20 protein-coding genes are annotated in these 18,754 nt (G+C 34.9%); 13 read left to right on the top strand and 7 right to left on the bottom strand.

Annotation, left to right across the window (positions count from 1 at the left end):
- Window positions 1–4: 4 nt before the first annotated feature.
- From yajC to AC23MB_RS12660, 4 genes are all read left to right on the top strand, one after another.
- Window positions 5–337, top strand: a complete 333-nt coding sequence (gene yajC / locus AC23MB_RS12675) for a preprotein translocase subunit YajC (RefSeq protein ID WP_487787460.1) — start codon at window positions 5–7, stop codon at window positions 335–337.
- A 154-nt stretch (window positions 338–491) separates the two neighbouring features.
- Window positions 492–1,958 (top strand): RNA polymerase factor sigma-54, encoded by a 1,467-nt coding sequence (gene rpoN / locus AC23MB_RS12670; RefSeq protein WP_487787465.1) that lies wholly within the window; start codon window positions 492–494, stop codon window positions 1,956–1,958.
- A 160-nt stretch (window positions 1,959–2,118) separates the two neighbouring features.
- A complete protein-coding gene (locus AC23MB_RS12665) occupies window positions 2,119–2,685 on the top strand; it encodes an NfeD family protein (protein ID WP_079667436.1) in 567 nt (188 codons plus the stop codon).
- Window positions 2,686–2,698: 13 nt separating this feature from the next.
- On the top strand, window positions 2,699–4,273 hold the full coding sequence (locus tag AC23MB_RS12660; RefSeq protein WP_313029228.1) for a flotillin family protein: 1,575 nt from the start codon (window positions 2,699–2,701) through the stop codon (window positions 4,271–4,273).
- Window positions 4,274–4,314: 41 nt separating this feature from the next.
- Here AC23MB_RS12660 and AC23MB_RS12655 read toward each other — a convergent pair whose 3' ends face one another.
- Window positions 4,315–5,334, bottom strand: coding sequence for an LLM class flavin-dependent oxidoreductase (locus AC23MB_RS12655; protein WP_487787459.1), 1,020 nt, complete (start codon window positions 5,332–5,334; stop codon window positions 4,315–4,317).
- 120 nt (window positions 5,335–5,454) lie between these two features.
- On the opposite strand from AC23MB_RS12655, the gene AC23MB_RS12650 reads away from it, so the two are divergent.
- The gene (locus AC23MB_RS12650) at window positions 5,455–7,284 is read left to right on the top strand and encodes an alpha-L-fucosidase (RefSeq protein ID WP_487787458.1); all 1,830 of its coding nucleotides are present in this window, start codon (window positions 5,455–5,457) and stop codon (window positions 7,282–7,284) included.
- Window positions 7,285–7,386: 102 nt separating this feature from the next.
- Here the strand turns inward: AC23MB_RS12650 and AC23MB_RS12645 are convergent, their stop codons facing one another.
- A complete protein-coding gene (locus AC23MB_RS12645; protein WP_487787457.1) occupies window positions 7,387–8,268 on the bottom strand; it encodes a Ppx/GppA phosphatase family protein in 882 nt (293 codons plus the stop codon).
- Window positions 8,269–8,277: 9 nt separating this feature from the next.
- On the bottom strand, window positions 8,278–10,341 hold the full coding sequence (ppk1, locus tag AC23MB_RS12640; RefSeq protein WP_487787456.1) for a polyphosphate kinase 1: 2,064 nt from the start codon (window positions 10,339–10,341) through the stop codon (window positions 8,278–8,280).
- A 187-nt stretch (window positions 10,342–10,528) separates the two neighbouring features.
- Between ppk1 and AC23MB_RS12635 the strand changes: the two genes are divergently transcribed.
- From AC23MB_RS12635 to dnaK, 6 genes are all read left to right on the top strand, one after another.
- Window positions 10,529–10,810, top strand: coding sequence for a choice-of-anchor J domain-containing protein (locus tag AC23MB_RS12635; RefSeq protein WP_312324718.1), 282 nt, complete (start codon window positions 10,529–10,531; stop codon window positions 10,808–10,810).
- A gap of 321 nt (window positions 10,811–11,131) precedes the next feature.
- Window positions 11,132–11,479, top strand: a complete 348-nt coding sequence (locus tag AC23MB_RS12630) for a T9SS type A sorting domain-containing protein (RefSeq protein WP_312324719.1) — start codon at window positions 11,132–11,134, stop codon at window positions 11,477–11,479.
- 222 nt (window positions 11,480–11,701) lie between these two features.
- A complete protein-coding gene (locus tag AC23MB_RS12625) occupies window positions 11,702–11,905 on the top strand; it encodes a hypothetical protein (RefSeq protein WP_313029236.1) in 204 nt (67 codons plus the stop codon).
- A 247-nt stretch (window positions 11,906–12,152) separates the two neighbouring features.
- Window positions 12,153–12,311 carry a hypothetical protein gene (locus AC23MB_RS12620; RefSeq protein WP_374329134.1) on the top strand — a complete coding sequence of 53 codons (159 nt, stop codon included), beginning with the start codon at window positions 12,153–12,155 and terminating at the stop codon, window positions 12,309–12,311.
- A gap of 261 nt (window positions 12,312–12,572) precedes the next feature.
- Complete coding sequence (locus AC23MB_RS12615; protein WP_487787455.1) at window positions 12,573–13,130, top strand: helix-turn-helix transcriptional regulator; 558 nt, start codon at window positions 12,573–12,575, stop codon at window positions 13,128–13,130.
- A gap of 104 nt (window positions 13,131–13,234) precedes the next feature.
- Window positions 13,235–15,130: a molecular chaperone DnaK gene (gene dnaK / locus AC23MB_RS12610; protein ID WP_487787454.1), complete on the top strand. Its 1,896-nt coding sequence runs from the start codon at window positions 13,235–13,237 to the stop codon at window positions 15,128–15,130.
- An 81-nt stretch (window positions 15,131–15,211) separates the two neighbouring features.
- Here dnaK and AC23MB_RS12605 read toward each other — a convergent pair whose 3' ends face one another.
- Both AC23MB_RS12605 and AC23MB_RS12600 read right to left on the bottom strand, forming a co-directional pair.
- Window positions 15,212–15,535 (bottom strand): hypothetical protein, encoded by a 324-nt coding sequence (locus tag AC23MB_RS12605; RefSeq protein ID WP_313029306.1) that lies wholly within the window; start codon window positions 15,533–15,535, stop codon window positions 15,212–15,214.
- On the bottom strand, window positions 15,523–15,720 hold the full coding sequence (locus tag AC23MB_RS12600) for a hypothetical protein (protein WP_312324787.1): 198 nt from the start codon (window positions 15,718–15,720) through the stop codon (window positions 15,523–15,525). Before AC23MB_RS12600 ends, AC23MB_RS12605 begins: the two co-directional genes overlap by 13 nt.
- 167 nt (window positions 15,721–15,887) lie before the next feature.
- Here AC23MB_RS12600 and AC23MB_RS12595 point away from each other — a divergent pair, with 167 nt between their 5' ends.
- Window positions 15,888–16,334 carry a KTSC domain-containing protein gene (locus AC23MB_RS12595; protein ID WP_312324789.1) on the top strand — a complete coding sequence of 149 codons (447 nt, stop codon included), beginning with the start codon at window positions 15,888–15,890 and terminating at the stop codon, window positions 16,332–16,334.
- 53 nt (window positions 16,335–16,387) lie between these two features.
- On the opposite strand, the gene AC23MB_RS12590 is transcribed toward AC23MB_RS12595, so the two are convergent.
- Window positions 16,388–16,675, bottom strand: a complete 288-nt coding sequence (locus AC23MB_RS12590) for a T9SS type A sorting domain-containing protein (protein ID WP_312324790.1) — start codon at window positions 16,673–16,675, stop codon at window positions 16,388–16,390.
- 498 nt (window positions 16,676–17,173) lie between these two features.
- Window positions 17,174–17,740, bottom strand: coding sequence for a DUF6759 domain-containing protein (locus AC23MB_RS12585; protein ID WP_313029313.1), 567 nt, complete (start codon window positions 17,738–17,740; stop codon window positions 17,174–17,176).
- Window positions 17,741–17,879: 139 nt separating this feature from the next.
- Here AC23MB_RS12585 and tsf point away from each other — a divergent pair, with 139 nt between their 5' ends.
- A complete protein-coding gene (gene tsf / locus AC23MB_RS12580; protein WP_312322519.1) occupies window positions 17,880–18,701 on the top strand; it encodes a translation elongation factor Ts in 822 nt (273 codons plus the stop codon).
- Window positions 18,702–18,754 lie beyond the last annotated feature (53 nt).

Genomic DNA, 18,754 nt, shown 5'->3' with positions numbered 1-18,754 from the left:
ACAGATGAACATGATGACAATATTTTTGCAAGCTCCAGCAGGACAATCTATGACACCAACATTAATTATGATGGGTCTTATGTTCGTAGGATTTTATTTCCTAATGATTCGTCCGCAAATGCGTAAGCAAAAGCAAGAAAAAACTTTCCAAGAAGCTCTAAAACCAGGAGCAAAAGTGGTAACAACTTCGGGTATGCAGGGGACAATCTTTAGCATCAATGATGATGGTGTAGTATTGGAAACATTATCTGGAAAACTAAAATTCGAGAAGGCTGCAATCTCTAGAGACTTTACAGCTGCACGTTTCCCAGAAACTCTTGGTATTACTAAAAAGTAAGATTTAACTTATTTAAAATACAAAAAAGCCTTTCAAAATTGAAAGGCTTTTTTGTTATCAACAATTAGTATCAAAAATCGTGCAAACTTTGTTGCATTCAAGAAAAAAAATTGTAAATTCGTAACGCTGATGTATGCCATTAGCAAAAAAAGATATGCTGAAACAAAATTTACAACTTAAACTAGGTCAAAAATTAGCCCCGCAACAGATTCAATTGATGAAGTTGATTCAGCTTCATACCTTAGAGTTTGAAGAAGAGTTAGAGCGCGAATTAGAAGAAAATCCTGCTTTAGAAAAAGTTTCGGATAGCGATAGCGAAGACGACTATCAAGATTCTGGAGAAAGTGATTTTGATGATGAAGGCAACGAAAGCATCGAAACAGATTTTGATGTTGACGAATATCTTTATGATGACGAACCAAGTTACAAAACAGCGTCTAGCAACTATTCTGCTGACGATGAAGAGTTCGATAATCAGTCTTTATTAACAGAAGGACAAAGTCTTTACGACTATCTTTTAGAGCAAATTAGATTAGCTAAGATAGATGGAGAAGATCTGCAAATTGCTGAATATCTTATCGGAAACCTTGACAACGACGGGTATCTTCGTCGTGAAATCAAATCGATTGTTGACGATTTAGCTTTCTCACAAGGCATCTACACAACAGCAGAAAATGTCACCGAAATTCTTGAAAATTATGTTCAAAAACTAGATCCAGCTGGTGTTGGCGCACGCGATCTTCGCGAATGTCTTTTATTACAAATTGAGAAAAAGGTAAGTGCAGATCCTGCGGTTAGTTTGGCTGCTAATATTTTAAGAAATCAGTTTGATGCGTTAAGTAACAAGCATTACAACAAGATTATTCAGAAATACGACATCGAAGAAGAAGATCTTAAGGATGCTTTAGAAGTTATTTCAAAATTATCACCAAGAATCGGCGGCAACTTTGACACGCAATCGATTACGATTAACCAAGAGATTATTCCGGACTTTGTTATACAGATTAAGGACAACCAAGTTATCCCAATGCTGAATAGCAAAAATGCTCCTACACTGCGTGTTTCGGAAGAATACAAAGAAATTTTAACAACCTATTCTCACGATAAAAAATCTGCGGAGCACAAACAAGCAGCTCTATTTATAAAACAAAAATTAGACGCTGCAAAATGGTATATCGACGCGATTAATCAGCGTCAAAATACACTATTGCAAACAATAACTGCCATTGTCAAACTTCAGAAAGAATACTTCTTAACTGGCGACGAAAAGAACATCAAACCAATGATTTTGAAGGATGTTGCCGACATTACAGGTTTTGACATTTCGACGATTTCTCGTGTTGTTAAAAGCAAATACGCGGACACGCCTAACGGAATTGTCTATCTTAAAAATCTATTCTCTGATAGTTTGACAAACGATGATGGCGAAGAGGTTTCGACTAAAGAAATTAAAAATCACTTACAAGAAGTTGTCGACAACGAGGACAAGAGAAAACCTTTGACAGACGATGCTTTGGTTGGCATCTTAAAAGAAAAAGGTTACAACATTGCACGTCGTACGATTGCGAAATATCGTGAGCAACTCAATATCCCAGTTGCTAGACTTAGAAAAGAATTATAAAATAAAGCGCTTCATTTTTGGAGCGCTTTTTTTTGTCATATTACATTTATTTAAAACCTAAGCATTTAAGAAAAAGTTTACAAAAACTTAAAAGCATTCTCTAAAAAAGCTTTCATTTCTGTATTTTTTTTACTATTTTTAAACAATACTAAATAAAACTATGTTAGACTTTTTACAAGGAATGGACTCTTTGCAGCAAGCCTTTTGGTGGATTGCAATTGCAGCGAGTTTAATTTTTCTAGTTCAGACCATTTTAACGCTAATCGGCAGTGATGCCTCCGACGGAATCAATGCAGATTTTGACGGAAATCTTGACCATGCCGATGCGCCTTTCCAATTATTCTCGTTCAGAAACTTGGTTAATTTTTTACTTGGTTTTGGTTGGGCTGGTGTCGCATTTTATCAAACAATTGCAAACAAAACATTTTTGGTCATTGTCGCAGCTTTGGTTGGTTTGGTTTTCATTGCGTTATATTTTGTCATTATTAAACAAATCCTAAAACTGTCCGAAGACAATACTTTTGACATCAGCAAATTGATTGGCAAAAGTGGTGAAGTGTATTTAACAATACCGTCTGAAAAATCAGGTCAAGGAAAAGTTTTAATTTCACTTAACGGGACTAACCACGAGTTGACCGCAGTTTCGGAAACCGAAGCGATCCAATCTGGAAAACTTGTAAAAGTTATTCGTATCGAGGATAAAATTCTTATTGTTGAAAAAATTTAAATAAAACTATAAAATGATTGATGGAATTAATGGGACTTTTATCCTAATTGTAGTACTCGTATTTGTACTATTCGTAACCTTTATGGCGCTTATCTCGCGGTACAAACGTTGTCCGTCGGATAAAATTTTGGTAATCTATGGTAAGACTGGCGGCAGTTCTGCGAAATGTATCCACGGTGGTGGTGCTTTCGTTTGGCCTGTCATTCAGGATTTTGCTTATTTGGATTTAAAACCAATTTCTATTGAAGCCAATTTGACCAACGCCCTTTCTCGACAAAATATTCGTGTCGATGTGCCTTGTCGTTTCACCATTGCGATTTCTACAGAGCCAGATAGCATGGGAAATGCAGCGGAAAGATTGTTAGGTCTTTCTCCGGAGCAAATTCAGGAACTTTCTAAAGATATCCTATTTGGTCAGTTGCGTTTGGTTATTGCAACAATGACGATTGAGGAAATTAACTCTGACAGAGATAAATTCTTAGATAACATTTCTAAAAACGTCGATACCGAATTAAAGAAAATCGGTCTAAAACTTATCAACGTTAACGTTACCGACATCCGTGATGAGTCTGGCTACATCGAGGCTCTTGGTAAAGAAGCTGCTGCTAAAGCGATTAACGAAGCGATTATCTCGGTTGCTGAACAAACTAAAATTGGTGAAACTGGTAAAGCAATCGCAGACAGAGAAAAAGACACACAAATTGCTGAAACACAAAGAGATCGTGATGTAAAAATTGCGATTACTCAAAAAGATAGAGAAATTAGTATTGCATCGGCTGGCAAAGATGAAGCGATTGGTAAAGCAGAAGCTGAAAGAGACGCACGTATTGCGACTTCGGAAGCTAACTCATTAGCGATTAAAGGGGAAAACGAAGCGAAAATTACGATTGCAAATTCTGATGCTGAAAGAAGACAGCGTGAAGCTGAAGCTTTGAAAATTGCAATTGCAGCAGAAAAAGTACAGGCAGCGAAAGCTTTGGAAGAATCCTATTTAGCGGAACAAAAAGCAGAAACTGCGAGAGCAGAAAGAGAGCGTTCTACACAACAAGCCAACATCGTTGTACCTGCGGAGATTTCGAAACAAAAAGCCATCATCGATGCAGAAGCAGAAGCAGAAAAAATTAGACTTCAAGCGAAAGGTGAGGCAGATGCAATCTTCGCAAAAATGGAAGCTGAAGCGAAAGGTCTTTACGAAATTTTGACTAAGCAGGCAGAAGGTTACGACCAAGTTGTTAAAGCAGCTGGTGGCGACACCAATAGTGCATTCCAATTATTGTTGATTGAAAAACTTCCTGAATTGGTTAGAACGCAAGTTGAAGCGGTTAAAAATATCAAAATTGATAAAGTTACTGTTTGGGATGGCGGCAACAATCCTGAAGGAACAACCTCAACAGCGAACTTCGTTTCTGGTATGATGAAAACTGTTCCACCACTTAATGATCTATTCAATATGGCTGGACTTAATCTTCCATCCTATCTAAAAGGTGAAGACGAAAAAACAAAAACTATCGAGACAAAATCGGTTAAAGTGGTAAAAAAAGAAGAGCCACCAAAACCAGATGATTCTTCAGAAGAAAATAAAGCATAACAAAATCGCCTTTCAAATAGTTTTGAAAGGCGATTTTTATTTTAACGAACTTGGTCAGAAATTTTAGTTCCGAAAAGTTCAATAGACTTTAACATAATATCGTGTGATGGATCACCAATATCCATGTGTCCAATGAATCTTGTTAAACCAAAAGCTTCTTTAACACGGTTAATTTTCTCAGCAACCTCATCAGCATTTCCGATAAATAAAGCACCATCGGCACTGCGTCCACCGTCATATTGCATTTTAGTGTAAGGCGCCCAACCACGACTCGCTCCTATCCTATCCATTTGCGCTTTATAGTTTCCAAAATAATCCTCGATTACTTGTGGATCTTCACTAACGAAAGTGTGCGAATGTATTGCGATTTGCATTTCACTTTCAGGATGTCCAGCTTTCAGATATTCCTGTTTGTAAAAATCAATTAGTGGTTTGAACTGCATTGGCATTCCTCCGATAATTGCAACAATTAAAGGTAAGCCCAAAGTCGCGGCTCTCAACACGGATTCTGGGGTCCCGCCAACGGCAACCCAAATTGGTAATTTACCATTATTTGTAGCTCTAGGATAGACAGTTTGATTGTTCATTGGTGCTCTTAATCGACCTTTCCAACTTACGTTTTCTCCAGAATTTATTTTTAAGAGTAAACCCAATTTTTCTTCAAAAAGCTCATTATAATCGGACAAATCATAACCATAAAGCGGAAAAGACTCGATGAAACTTCCACGTCCTACGACAATCTCAGCACGCCCATCCGAAATTTGATCAATCGTTGCAAAATCTTCATAAACCTTTACTGGTTCTGAAGAGCTTAAAACGGTTACCCCACTTGCTAATTTTATATTTTTAGTAATACTAGACGCCGCAGCCAAAATGATTTCTGGTGAAGAAACCGCATAATCTTCGCGGTGATGCTCGCCCATTGCAAAAACATCGATTCCGACTTCGTCCATTAATTTTATTTGGTCCAAAATTTCACGCATTTTGACACCAGCATTTCTATATTTTCCAGTGGTTGGGTCTATTGATAAATCCCCAAGCATCCCTATTCCTAATTCCATTGGTAATAATTTTTATCAAAAATACAAAGCTTTTGTAAGATTAATATTGACGTAGGTTAAGAACGAACAAAAGGAAAATTGACGAAAATTTCATATACTTAAAAATAACAAAGCTCCGACATGAAAAAACTATTTTGTTCAGGATTCGTAAGTGTTTCTCTACTTTTTTCGGCGCAGAAAAATGAGCAACCAACTTCCAAAATGGAATGGTTTCAGAATGCTAAACTTGGGATTTTTATACATTGGGGCATTTATTCGGTAAAAGGAATATCCGAGTCGTGGGCGTTTTTTAACAACTACATCAACCACGACAATTATATGAAACAATTAGATGGTTTCACAGCTTCTAATTATCAACCAGAAACTTGGGCTAAATTGATTAAAAATTCAGGCGCGAAATATTCAGTCATAACGACGAGACATCACGATGGCGTTTCGTTGTGGGATTCTAAAGCGGACAAAGCCATTACGACGATTAGAGATTCAAAAGCTAAAAAAGATGTTTTGACACCATTTGTTTCAGCATTGAAAAAAACAGGTCTTAAAACTGGTTTGTATTACTCGCTTCCCGATTGGAGCCACGACAATTACGATGTTGCAACGCGAACTAAAAAGCGTTACGACATTACCAAAGAACCTCAGCGTTGGAACAATTTTGTCAAATATTATCAACACCAACTTGACGAATTATCGCAACAATATCAACCAGATTTAATTTGGTTTGATGGTGATTGGGAACATACTTCCGAAGAATGGAAAGCGCCGCAAACCTTGACAAATCTTAGAAAATTTAACAAAGATATTATCATCAATTCTAGGCTCAACCAACATGGTGATTATGCGACAGCAGAACAAGGCGTTCCTGTTGTTGCACCCGACGGCGACTATTGGGAATTATGTTACACAATGAACGATTCTTGGGGTTACCAACCTTTTGACACGCATTATAAAACACCGAATATGATTGTCAGAACTCTCGCAGACGTCATCAGTATGGGCGGAAATCTTCTAATTGATATTGGTCCAAAAGCCGATGGAACGATTGTGAAAGAACAGCAAGATGTTTTGGAAAATCTTGGTCGTTGGACTAAAAAATATCCTGAAGCAATCTACGGAACGCGACGAGGTTTAGATTCTAAAAACTATTTAGGGAAATCCGCTTTTTCAAAAGATGGAAAAAAACTATTTCTTTATCTCGATCGCAACAAAGAACATCTTAGTCTTCATGGTTTGCAAACTGAAGTTTTAAGTCTTAAAATGTTAAATGATAATGCTGCGAAACTAAATTTTAAAACCGATAAAAAAGGAAATCTCGACATCGATATTACGAATGCAAATTACGATCAAGATGTTAGCGTTATCGAAATTAGTTTTAAGGAAAAACCAAAATTCGTGGAACCGACTTTGGAAAGCAATTTTGATTTTAACCAAATTATCAATTCTAAAAATACAAAGCAAGCAGTTTATCGACTTGCAGAAGAAGTTAGTAAAACTAAAGATGTCGGCTTATTTCAAAAATATGGATTTACGGAAGATGGTCAGAATATGAATGTTAAAACTCAGAATTCTGAAATTAAAAACTGGCTCAGCAAACATGCTGAAGCTTTTTACAATACTGGCGACAGTCTTCTGAGTGGACATTTTGATGGTTTGACAACGCTAAGCAAGGACCGACAAACTTTATATCTTTTTGTCGATGGAAAACCAAATGGTCCAATCGCCATCAAAGGTTTGAAAAATCAAATTTCGCGGGTGAGAATTGTTGGTGAAGGCTCGGTGATTAATCATCAAGTTTTCAACAAATTATATTGGAGCAAAATCCCTGGGATCGTGTACATCGACATTCCCGAAGATCGACTGGATAACAACCTCACAGTTATTGCTGTTTTACTAGATAAACCCGTGGAGCTTTTCCGAGAAAACATCAGCGTTGTCGACAGTAATTTATAAATGAAAAACCTCCGTAATTGGAGGTTTGTGTATTTTAATTTAATCATAAAAGATTAAAACACTAGGTTTTACAAGGTCAAAAAAGCAGTAATTGCAAAGTAATTATTTCTTTTTTACTTTAGAATAAATGCTTTTAATTAAACCATCTGCCACGGAAATTTTCGGAACAAAAATATGGTTAATATCCGCCCAATTCATCACATTATTAAAAATCTGAAGCGCAGGCACCAAAACATCCGCGCGATCCTCACGAATCTGATAAAAAGACATACGTTCGACAATGCTCATTTCTTTCATCGTTTTATAATATTTTTTAAGCGTCGCTGCAGACATCGCTTTCCCGTCTTTAGTCTTACTTAAAGAGAAAATTTTATTGATATTCCCGCCCGAACCAATCGCCACAACATTATTTTTAGAAAGAATATTTTTCTTGATTTCGGACTTCATTTCGAACCACATATCATCGGTCACCAAACCTTGCAACAATCGGATTGTCCCAATATTAAATGACTTTTCGTAAAGCATTTTTCCGTTTTCGTAGAAAGTCAATTCGGTAGAACCGCCACCGACATCTATATAAAGATAGGCTGATTTTTTATCAAGATTTTCTTCAACATGATTTTCATAAATCAAGGTTGCTTCTTCGTCACCTGTAATAATTTCGATGTTGATTTGTGCTTCTTTTTTTGCTAGTTCAATAAGTTCTGCGCCATTTTTAGCATCGCGCATCGCACTAGTTGCACAAGCTCTGTAATGTTCGACATTGTAAACCTCCATCAACTGATGAAAAATCTTCATAGAATTGATGAACATCTTCTGACGTTCTGCCCCAATTTCGCCCAAATTAAAAACATCCATCCCCAAACGAAGCGGAATTCTCAATAAATTAAGTTTTGTAAATTCTGGCTTGCCGTTAACTTCTTGTACATCATTTATCAACAGTCGAGCTGCATTACTTCCTATATCTATAGCTGCAATTTTCATAGTATAAATCTACAGATTTTTTAGATAATGATAAATTTCTATTTGCGAACGAATTGGTTTTCCATCTTCATTTTTAACATATTCGTTACGGATATTTTTGTCCAAAATTCTAGCTTTTACATTGTCACTCAATTGGATATCCAACATATCTTTGAGTTGTTTTTTAAGATCTTTTTGTAAAATTGGCGTTGCTGCTTCTATTCGAAAATCGAGGTTACGAGCCATCCAATCGGCAGAAGACAGATAAAAATCTTCTTTTCCTTTGTTATAGAAATACATAATCCTCGCATGTTCTAGATACTCATCAACAATGCTAATGGCACGGATTTTCTTTTTAAAATCTTTTTGATTAACAGCACAATAGATGCCGCGGACAATCATTTTGATATCGACTCCTGCGTTGGCTGCATCGTACATTTTGTTTATTAAAATCTTATCACTCAAAGAGTTAACCTTAATAATCATCTCCGCTTTGCGACCAGCTTTAGCTTCTTCAATTTCTTTATCGATATGCCAAATGATTTTATCTCTCATAAACTGTGGACAAACCAACAAAGATTTACAAGTTTTAAGCACTGGCATTGGATCTTCTTTTGGCTTTCGTAAAACATTGAACACTTTATTAATATCTGCCATTATCGAACGATTGGCTGTCATCAACAAGCTATCACCGTAGATTCTTGCTGTTTTTTCATTAAAATTCCCAGTGCTAATAAAACCGTATTGAATCGTCTTATTATTCACTCGTTTTTTTATAACACAAAGTTTAGCGTGGACTTTTTTATTCGGGATTCCGACCAAAACTTTAACACCTTCGAGTTCTAACTTTTCTTTCCATTCAAGATTAGCTTCTTCATCGAATCTGGCACGCAATTCTAACATCACAGTCACCTCCTTACCATTACGAACGGCATTCACTAAAGCATTGACGATTTTGGAACTGCTCGATAAACGATAAGCCGTTATTTGGATCGACTTAACATGCGGATCCATAGCCGCCTCGCGCAACAAATCGATAACAGGAACATAGTTATGATACGGAAACGTCAACAAGACATCGTTCTGCACAATAACATCGGTAACTCTCTCCTTTTGCGCAAATGCTGGATGGGTGAATTGTGTCCGTTCGACAGGTTTTTCATAAGCTTTAAAAACATCTGGAAAATCCATAAAATGTCTAAAGTTGTGAATCTTCTGCCCCGGAATGATGCTATCTTTTTTGGAAAGGTTTAATTTTTTAATTAAAAATTCTAATAGCGCTTTGTCCATTTCTTTATCAAAAACGAAACGCGTCGGCTTGCCCTTTCTTCGGCTCTTGATACCTTTTTCGATTTTGTCAGCAAGAGTGGTTTTGATATCGTTATCCAAATCAAACTCTGCATCTTTTGTTACTTTAAAACAATTGGCTTCGAACTCATCATATCCAAAATACGAGAAAATATGCGGTAAATTGTAGATAATGACATCTTCTAAAAGCATGACATTCTTCTCCAACTTATCCTCAGTTGGCAGAATTACAAAACGATTATTGGTCCTTGTTGGGACTTCGATCATCGCAAATTTACTTTCGTATTTCCATTCTTTACGGCGCATCGCAATCCCAATATACAAGCTTTTATCACGCATATAAGGCATCGGAACGTTATCATGCAACAGAATCGGAATAACATTACTTTCTACCTCTTCATCAAAATATCTAACAACAAAATCTTTCTGCGCGGCAGTCAAGTTTTTAGAATCTTTAATAAAAACATTCTGCTTGCCCATTTCTTTTTGAATCTCGCGCCAAGTTTTGTCAAAATCTTCTTGTTGCGTAATTACAATTTTATTGATTTTTTCTAAAATTTTGGAAGGCGCTTCATAGAAAGATTCTTGGATGATTTTAGTTTTAAAATCCATAGCACGTTTTAGCCCTGCAACTCTCACTCGAAAAAACTCATCGAGATTATTAGAGAAAATTCCTAAAAAGCGAATTCGTAATGGTAGCGGAACAGTTTCGTCTTTTGCTTCCTGCAATACTCTTGCATTAAAACCTAACCACGTAATATCTCTCGGATTGTATTGTTGCGCCATAATTGAATTTGATATGTCTCAAATTTACGCTTTAATACGCATTTTTATTCGGATTTAATATTAATTATTGATTATAAAATGAAACAAACAGCGAATTTACTAAACATGTAATAATCAATTGGTTAACATTATTGCCTATCCGATGTCTATAAAAAATACAATTGAATTTGATTTTTTTTGCTAAAATTTGAGAACCAAAATTAAACGATATGAAAAAACTTTCTTTTTACTTTTGATGTTTTGCATACAGATTAGCTATGCACAATATCTTTTCGAAGATTTTTCGGGTGGAGCAATTCCTTCTACCTGGACAATAGTAAAAACCAATCCAACTAATAACTGGCAGATATCTGAGGAGCAACCAGACGGCCATTACGAAGCTGTTTGTAGTGCCCCACCTGACAGCGGACCAATTGACGAATGGCTAATAAGCCCTACATTTAGTTTAGAAAATAGTACAAAACCTTAGATGGAGATGTTTACTAATTTTAGCTCCGTTGACGCAGAGTTAGAATTAATGAGTTTTGAGGTACTATCGTCGATTGACAATGGTACAACATAGTAAACAATATGGACAACTAATGATTTTTCTTACTGAAATGACTATTCGACAATTTTAGTTAATTCGACGCTAGATAATCTTAAAGGTATTCAAATTGATTTCCCAACACTTTATGATTTCCCAACTGATGTTTTAACTAAAAAATATTGGTTAAGTGTTACAACAAATGACGATGGTTACCCTATCCGTTGGGTCGGATACAACATCGATGATGATAGCTTATCATCTATGGGATCAACTAATAATGGTGCAACATGGTCTCCAAAAATTTATGACAATGGTAAAGGTGTAGATAATATATTTCAAATTTTAGGTGCATGTACACCAACTCTTGCAACTGCAGAAGTAAATAGAAAAACAATAAAAGTGTATCCTAATCCTGTTAAAAATACTCTTTATATCAGTTCGAAAGAAAAAATTGTAGAGGCGCAAATCTATGATATGCAAGGTAAGGGTTTGAAAACAAGCTTTAATCAATCAAGCATTTCATTCGCAAATCTGCCTAAAGGTGTATACATTGTAAAAATGAAAGATCTAAACTCGAATGTTACAACAGAAAAAGTTGTTAAAGAATAATCTTTAAGTTTTTCTAAATTTTGAACAGCTGTCTTCATCGGAGACAGCTTTTTCTTATTTAATAATTTAATACATTTGCTTGTTTAAGATAAAAAAAACTTTTCTAGGTATATGTTCAACAAGCTAAATAAATATCTACTAAGCTTTATCATTGTATTAGCCAGCTTCAGCTTAATACCTGCCCAACTTTAAGAAAGTGATAGTCTAAAAAAAGTCATTACAATGGTTTATCAAGAAAATGCCATCCTCGAAGTCAATAGAATTGTTAATAAAAATAATTTTACAGATACCAATTATCCGCTTTCATTACTTAACAAGAATCTAGAAATTTCGCTGAAGCAAAATAATAAAGAATGGTTAGCAGACACTTATCTTAGTCTTGGTGTTTTTTGGGGACAAAAGGGAAATCTCAAAAAAGCTTATTAATATTTTCTAGATGCTGAAGTTGCAGCAAAGCAGACCAACAATATAAAAAAACAAGGTCAAGCCATACTTAAGCAAGCCAATGTATAAACCAGTCTTGGCCGAAAAATCAGAAAATTTCATCAATCTACTCCACTTTTAGAAAGCCAAAAAGACACGCTCAATCTTATAAAAATTTATCAAAATGTCGGCTATGTCTACTACGAAAAATATAGAAGTGCTAAAATAATATAAGATAGATGATAATCTTGTGACCATCTATGGCGATTATAAAGAATATTACGCAGAGATTGGAAACCCGTACAAAGCTTTAGAACACACAAAAAAATACTACGACCTCCTATTTCGCAAGCCGAAAAAAGCAGCAGGTGATAAAATTAAACTGGTTGAGCTAGAAAACGATGTCTAAACCAAAGAGCTTTCTTTATCACAATTAAACCCGTTGTGCATTTTGAGGTGTTTTCGTCACTTCGAGTAGATTTTTTTAAAAAAATCGTATCGAGAAGTTTGTAATTTTGAAGATAAATCTATTCTCGATACATTTTTTCTTCACTCTGTTACGAAAAAACACTCGAATTGACGAATCAAATATTAAAATGTTTCAAAATGCACAACGGGTCACAATTAAAATCTAAGCAACGTAATTATTATATTTATAATTTCGGCTCTGTTGCTGGTCATTCCTGCCTTCAGTATTTATTTATTACGTAAAAACAACAAGCGCAAACTTATTAGCATCGAAAAAGACAAAAAAATTATCGAAATCGAACTTCAAAACAATCCTCTTAAAGAAATAATCCTCCAAGAACAAGACACGCTTAATCAACAATATTTATCATCTTTTGTAAAACAGTCAGAAAGCCTGAACAACTTTTTTGGAAGATCTTTCTACAAGATTAAAAAGACGGAAACCCTTACTGAAAGCGATTTTAACCAGATCAAATTAGAGTTTGCAAATCTTACCAATCAAAGCTCGGTAATTAAGAATATTTCTAAATCTAATCTTCAAGAACTTATTGTTAAATTAAAACAGCAATTTCCAGAAATAACTACAGCTGATATTAATTTGATTTCGTTATTTTATGAAGGTTTTAACTCAAAAGAAATCGCTTCGGCACTCAACATCTCCGCAAATAGTGTCAATAACACACGTTATCGTCTTCGTAAAAAATTAAAACTCGAAAATGATGACTCTTTTTACGTCTATTTTAAACGAACTATTGTCTAAAACTGACAATATGTCATTGTTTACAACAAATTATGTCAGCAATTCTCAATGGCACAAAGATTGAGAAATGTTTAACAACAATTTAAAACTAAAAAAATAAAAATATGAGCAAAATAATCGGAATTGACTTAGGAACTACCAACTCTTGCGTAGCAGTAATGGAAGGTAAAGACCCTGTAGTTATCCCTAACGCAGAAGGGAAAAGAACAACACCATCTATTGTAGCATTTACAGAAGATGGCGAGCGAAAAGTAGGTGATCCTGCAAAAAGACAAGCGGTAACTAACCCAACAAAAACGGTTTACTCTATCAAAAGATTTATTGGAACGCACTTTAAAGATGACGCTTCAGAAATCACAAGAGTACCTTACAAAGTAGTTGCTGGACCAAACGATACTGTAAAAGTAAAAATCGACGATAGAGAATATACACCTCAAGAAATCTCTGCTATGATTCTTCAAAAAATGAAGAAAACAGCTGAAGATTATTTAGGTCAAGAAGTTACAAGAGCGGTAATTACCGTTCCTGCATACTTTAACGATGCACAAAGACAAGCTACTAAAGAAGCTGGAGAAATCGCAGGTCTTAAAGTCGAAAGAATTATCAATGAACCTACAGCTGCAGCGTTGGCTTACGGTCTTGATAAAGCCCATAAAGATCAAAAGATTGCAGTGTATGACCTTGGTGGTGGTACTTTCGACATCTCAATCCTTGATTTAGGTGATGGTGTATTCGAAGTATTGTCAACAAATGGAGATACACACCTTGGTGGTGACGACTTTGATGATGTTATCATCAACTGGTTGGCTGAAGAATTTAAAGCTGAAGAAGGAGTAGATCTTAAAGCGGATCCTATCGCACTTCAACGTTTAAAAGAAGCGGCTGAAAAAGCAAAAGTTGAGTTATCTTCTTCAACTCAAACAGAAGTCAACTTGCCATATATCACAGCAACAGCTTCTGGACCTAAACACTTGGTTAAATCTTTAACAAGAGCGAAGTTCGAGCAATTATCTGCTGATTTGGTAAGAAGATCAATGGAGCCTTGTAAAAAAGCTTTATCTGATGCAGGTTTATCAACATCTGATATCGACGAGGTGATTTTGGTTGGTGGTTCTACAAGAATCCCAATCATCCAAGAAGAAGTAGAAAAATTCTTTGGTAAAAAACCTTCAAAAGGTGTAAACCCAGACGAAGTAGTAGCAATTGGTGCTGCAATCCAAGGAGGAGTTTTAACAGGTGATGTAAAAGATGTACTTCTATTAGATGTTACTCCGCTTTCTTTAGGTATCGAAACTATGGGTTCTGTTTTCACTAAATTAATTGAAGCAAACACTACGATCCCAACTAAGAAATCTGAAGTATTCTCTACTGCTTCTGATAATCAACCTGCGGTAAGCATCAGAGTAGGACAAGGTGAAAGACCAATGTTTAACGATAACAAAGAGATTGGTAAATTTGATTTAACAGATATTCCACCAGCGCCAAGAGGAGTTCCTCAAATCGAAGTAACTTTCGATATCGACGCTAACGGTATCTTGAGCGTTTCTGCAAAAGATAAAGGAACTGGTAAAGAGCAATCGATTAAAATCCAAGCTTCTTCAGGTCTTTCTGATGAAGAAATCGAAAGAATGAAGCGTGAAGCTGAAGAAAATGCTTCTGCTGATGCTAAGAAAAAAGAAGAGGTCGAGGTTTACAACAAAGCAGACGGATTAATCTTCCAAACTGAAAAGCAATTGAAAGAGTTTGGTGACAAACTTTCAGCTGACAAAAAAGCGGCTATCGAATCTGCAGCAGCAGAATTGAAAGTTGCATTCGATGCTAAAGATTTTGATGCTACAAAAACTAAAACTGAAGCATTAGATGCTGCTTGGATGGCAGCTTCAGAAGAAATGTACGCTCAAGGTCAACAAGCAGGACCAGATGCTGGACAACAACAAGGAGGTGCTGCTAACGGTGGTGCTGACGATGTTCAGGATGCTGACTTCGAAGAAGTAAAATAAACTCAGTGAGTTTGGCAATAAATAATCCCTTCACGAAAGTGAGGGGATTTTTCTTTTTAGATCAATATTAATGGAAAAAAATTACAAATATTTCTTCAATTCAGAATGGCTATAGGTGATGAAAGTAACGAGGTAGCGATTTCCAAAATTCTCAAAAAAAATATACCAAGTCGTATTTGTATTTGCTTTGTAGAAAATATATTTAGATCCTAATTCTAATAAATTTTCGAGTGTGCTATTAAATGGAAAAATGGGTAAATTGTATTCAATGAAATCATATATTCTTTGTACATATTTTTGCGCATCTTCCTCAAATCCAAAATATTCATTTTGAAACAAGGTCAATACCAATTCTTCCAAATAGTCTATAACATTGCTTTGAAGAATAATATTTATTTCTTCCAAGGTAAAGTTTTTATATAATCAGAAGTTCTTTTTCGAGCTTCCGCAACCGAAATCCCTCTTTCCCATTCCTTTTCGAAATCGAAAGATTTTCTTTTTCGGATTTTGTTGATTTCTTCAATCAATGCTGGATTTTCTAATGATTGAATCCATTTGATGATTTCAATTTTCTCGGCACACAGATTCATTTTTTGAAGTTTTATATTAAAAAAGATAAGCAATTAACTCAAAAAATGATTAAATGCCAATTATCACATTATCAATTTTTTAACATTAAAATTCAAAATTTAATTTGTACTTTTGCACTCCAAAATTCAGAACGTAATTGTATCTGAATTCATTAAAATTTAGAACAATGAAAAGAATTGGTGAGCACAGAAAACTTCTTGGAGTAGATAAAGATGTAACTCTTAAAGAGTTGAAAACCATTTACAGAAACACGATGAAGGATTCGCATCCTGATAAATTCGTCAATGATGAAGTTGGGAAATTGGAAGCTGAAGAAAAAAGCAAGACAGTTATTGAAGCCTATCATTTTTTGGTGAGCATCAATAAAGAAACTCAAGAAAAATATAAAGAAGAATACAGGGAAACAATTTCTAAAAGTAATATTGAAGATTTTGATTACGAAAAATCAATCTTGAAAATTCAACATTTGAATGGTAAAATGTACGAATACATCGGTGTTCCAAGAAATACATTTATCAAAATGGTGAACGCAGATTCACCAAGTCGTTTTGCAAGAAGACACATCTACGGAAATTTCATTTACAGAAAATCTGGAGAAGCCATGGTTGATTAATTCAAATTCTAATATAAAAAATCCCCTAATAGAAGTTGAGGGGATTTTTTTTACTATTTTTTAATAAAGGTTTTTGTGATTTTTTCTAATTTTTCATTATATCCAATCAATGTATAAACGCCATTACTAAGTTTTGAAACATTTACACTCAAATTATTTTGATCGAAGACTTTTACAGCTCTCCCACCCGACTCAAATATTTTAAGATCTGAAAGTGCTTCAGTAAAATACAATATTGAAGTTGCTGGATTTGGATAAACTTCAACTTTAATTTTGTGAAGCGATTCTACTGGATAATACTTTTGTAAAAAACGTAGCGCTTGTCCGTGTTCCTGATGCACAACTTGGTTTAATAAAAACTTTATACATTGTATTTGGTTGCAAATTGATAAGATTATATGTCTTCGAATTAACATTAGAATTAGCAACCATCTGTCTATCAGCTAGCCTATAGTAAAAATACAGTAAAAGCTAGTCTAAAACCATACCTAATAATAGGTATATTAAAAAAAAGAATTCCATCGACATAGCAGCAAGCAATCTCTAACCAATAACCTTCATTTGTCTTTATTATAGCATCAATCCGAATTAACAACATCCATCGCTCCTTTTGTATTATGAAATATTTTCTATCACTAAAACCCAACATTTTAATGATAAAAATACAAATGCATTGGAACTTCAAAAAATGTCGAAAGCAGATTTGCTAAGTCGTTTTGCAAAAAGACACATCTACAAAAAATTTGGAGAAGGCAAGATTGACTAGAATAGTTTATATCAAATAAAAACGCTTCAAAAATTTGAAGCGTTTTTGTATCGGTTTTTATAATTAATTTTAGTTATTTATTACCAAGTGTAATGATTGTACTTGCAGTAATACTTTTATTAGAAGTATACGAGGCACCGCAAATAGAAGTTGTTAAGTTATAATTCCCTTTCTCAATAAGGATATAATTTTGGTTTTTGGACGGTACATTCAGATTGTAATATTTCTTTTTTCCTGCAACTTTTACAACTAACTCACAAGAAGATCTGTTTACGATTTGTAAAACCGCTTCCTTAGAGTTTCTGTTATCGTTAAATAAGTTCGTTAAAATAGCCGCTGTTTTCTCAGCACTTTCTGATGTTTTTGATTTGTTGATATTTTTTTCAAGCTTTTCAGGTGTCAATTTAGAAACTTTGGGCTTTGCTTCTGCATCGTTACCAGAGCCCGAACTACTCACAACTGTATATCGCATACCTTGAAGTTTCTTTTCTAATTCCGGAACTTTTGGATGCTTGGGATTTGCCGTTATAAAAGATTGCACCACGTTAGGGTCATTAGAATTCATTGCTGTAAACACACTTACTTGCGCATAATACATCCCTGAAACCGCAATCATAACAAGTAAAACTATTTTCTTCATGGATCACAAAATTACATTTACAATTTTTAACGTAGAATCTATCTTTTTAGTTTGTGGATATTTTAGTATATTTGCCACGCAAAAAAAAATCGATTAAATATATCACTTTTTTTTAAAATTTATAAAAATCATTACAAATATGTATACACCAGTAGCAGCAGACGTAGCAAAGCTAAGAAACACAACAGGTGCAGGTATGATGGACTGCAAAAAAGCATTAGTAGAAGCAGAAGGTGACTTCGAAAAAGCTATCGAAATCTTAAGAAAAAAAGGACAAAAAGTTGCCGCTAATAGAGCTGACAGAGAGTCAACAGAAGGTGCTGTAATCGCTAGAGTTAACGAAGATAACACGTTAGGTGCTATTATCTCTCTTAACTGTGAGACTGACTTCGTTGCTAAAAATGAAGCTTTCGTAGAGTTAGCTTACGAATTAGCTGAAATGGCTATCACAGCTGCTTCTAAAGAAGAATTATTAGCTACTGATTTCCACGGTATTACTGTTGCTGATAAATTAATCGAGCAAACTGGTGTTATCGGAGAAAAAATCGAAATCGGTGCTTTCGAAAGAATCGAAGGTCCTTTCGTAGGTGCTTATATCCACGCTGGTAACAAAATCGCTGCTATCACTGCGCTTTCTGCAAACGTAGATGGCGCTGAAGAAGCTGCAAAAGCTGTATCTATGCAAGCTGCTGCGATGAATCCTATCGCACTTGACGAGACTCAAGTTTCTCAAGAAACTATCGACAAAGAATTAGAAATAGAAAGAGATATCTTAACTAAAGAAGGTAAGCCTGCTAACATTATCGATAACATCCTTAAAGGTAAAATGCAGAAATTCTACAAAGACAACACTTTGGTACACCAAGCATTCATCAAAGATGGTGGTATGTCAGTAGCTGATTATGTAAAGTCAGTTAACGGTGATCTTAAAGTTGTAGGATTCGTAAGAGTTAGCCTATAATCTTAGATTAAGTCTTTAAAAACATAAAAACCAGTCAATTAAAATTGACTGGT

The sequence above is a fragment of the Soonwooa sp. T0.1_25 genome, assembly GCF_057652215.1.
Note: the sequence above shows the minus strand (reverse complement) of the source record. Positions and strands in the feature narration are given on the sequence as shown.

What these genes read in the sequence shown, in the direction of transcription:
- AC23MB_RS12585 (WP_313029313.1), bottom strand. Translation starts at nt 17,740, where the DNA reads ATGAAGAAAATAGTTTTACTTGTTATGATTGCGGTTTCAGGGATGTAT.
- AC23MB_RS12630 (WP_312324719.1), top strand. Translation starts at nt 11,132, where the DNA reads ATGGGATCAACTAATAATGGTGCAACATGGTCTCCAAAAATTTATGAC.
- AC23MB_RS12660 (WP_313029228.1), top strand. Translation starts at nt 2,699, where the DNA reads ATGATTGATGGAATTAATGGGACTTTTATCCTAATTGTAGTACTCGTA.
- AC23MB_RS12665 (WP_079667436.1), top strand. Translation starts at nt 2,119, where the DNA reads ATGTTAGACTTTTTACAAGGAATGGACTCTTTGCAGCAAGCCTTTTGG.
- tsf (WP_312322519.1), top strand. Translation starts at nt 17,880, where the DNA reads ATGTATACACCAGTAGCAGCAGACGTAGCAAAGCTAAGAAACACAACA.
- dnaK (WP_487787454.1), top strand. Translation starts at nt 13,235, where the DNA reads ATGAGCAAAATAATCGGAATTGACTTAGGAACTACCAACTCTTGCGTA.
- AC23MB_RS12655 (WP_487787459.1), bottom strand. Translation starts at nt 5,334, where the DNA reads ATGGAATTAGGAATAGGGATGCTTGGGGATTTATCAATAGACCCAACC.
- AC23MB_RS12650 (WP_487787458.1), top strand. Translation starts at nt 5,455, where the DNA reads ATGAAAAAACTATTTTGTTCAGGATTCGTAAGTGTTTCTCTACTTTTT.
- AC23MB_RS12600 (WP_312324787.1), bottom strand. Translation starts at nt 15,720, where the DNA reads ATGAATCTGTGTGCCGAGAAAATTGAAATCATCAAATGGATTCAATCA.
- AC23MB_RS12645 (WP_487787457.1), bottom strand. Translation starts at nt 8,268, where the DNA reads ATGAAAATTGCAGCTATAGATATAGGAAGTAATGCAGCTCGACTGTTG.
- yajC (WP_487787460.1), top strand. Translation starts at nt 5, where the DNA reads ATGAACATGATGACAATATTTTTGCAAGCTCCAGCAGGACAATCTATG.
- rpoN (WP_487787465.1), top strand. Translation starts at nt 492, where the DNA reads ATGCTGAAACAAAATTTACAACTTAAACTAGGTCAAAAATTAGCCCCG.
- ppk1 (WP_487787456.1), bottom strand. Translation starts at nt 10,341, where the DNA reads ATGGCGCAACAATACAATCCGAGAGATATTACGTGGTTAGGTTTTAAT.
- AC23MB_RS12595 (WP_312324789.1), top strand. Translation starts at nt 15,888, where the DNA reads ATGAAAAGAATTGGTGAGCACAGAAAACTTCTTGGAGTAGATAAAGAT.
- AC23MB_RS12625 (WP_313029236.1), top strand. Translation starts at nt 11,702, where the DNA reads ATGGTTTATCAAGAAAATGCCATCCTCGAAGTCAATAGAATTGTTAAT.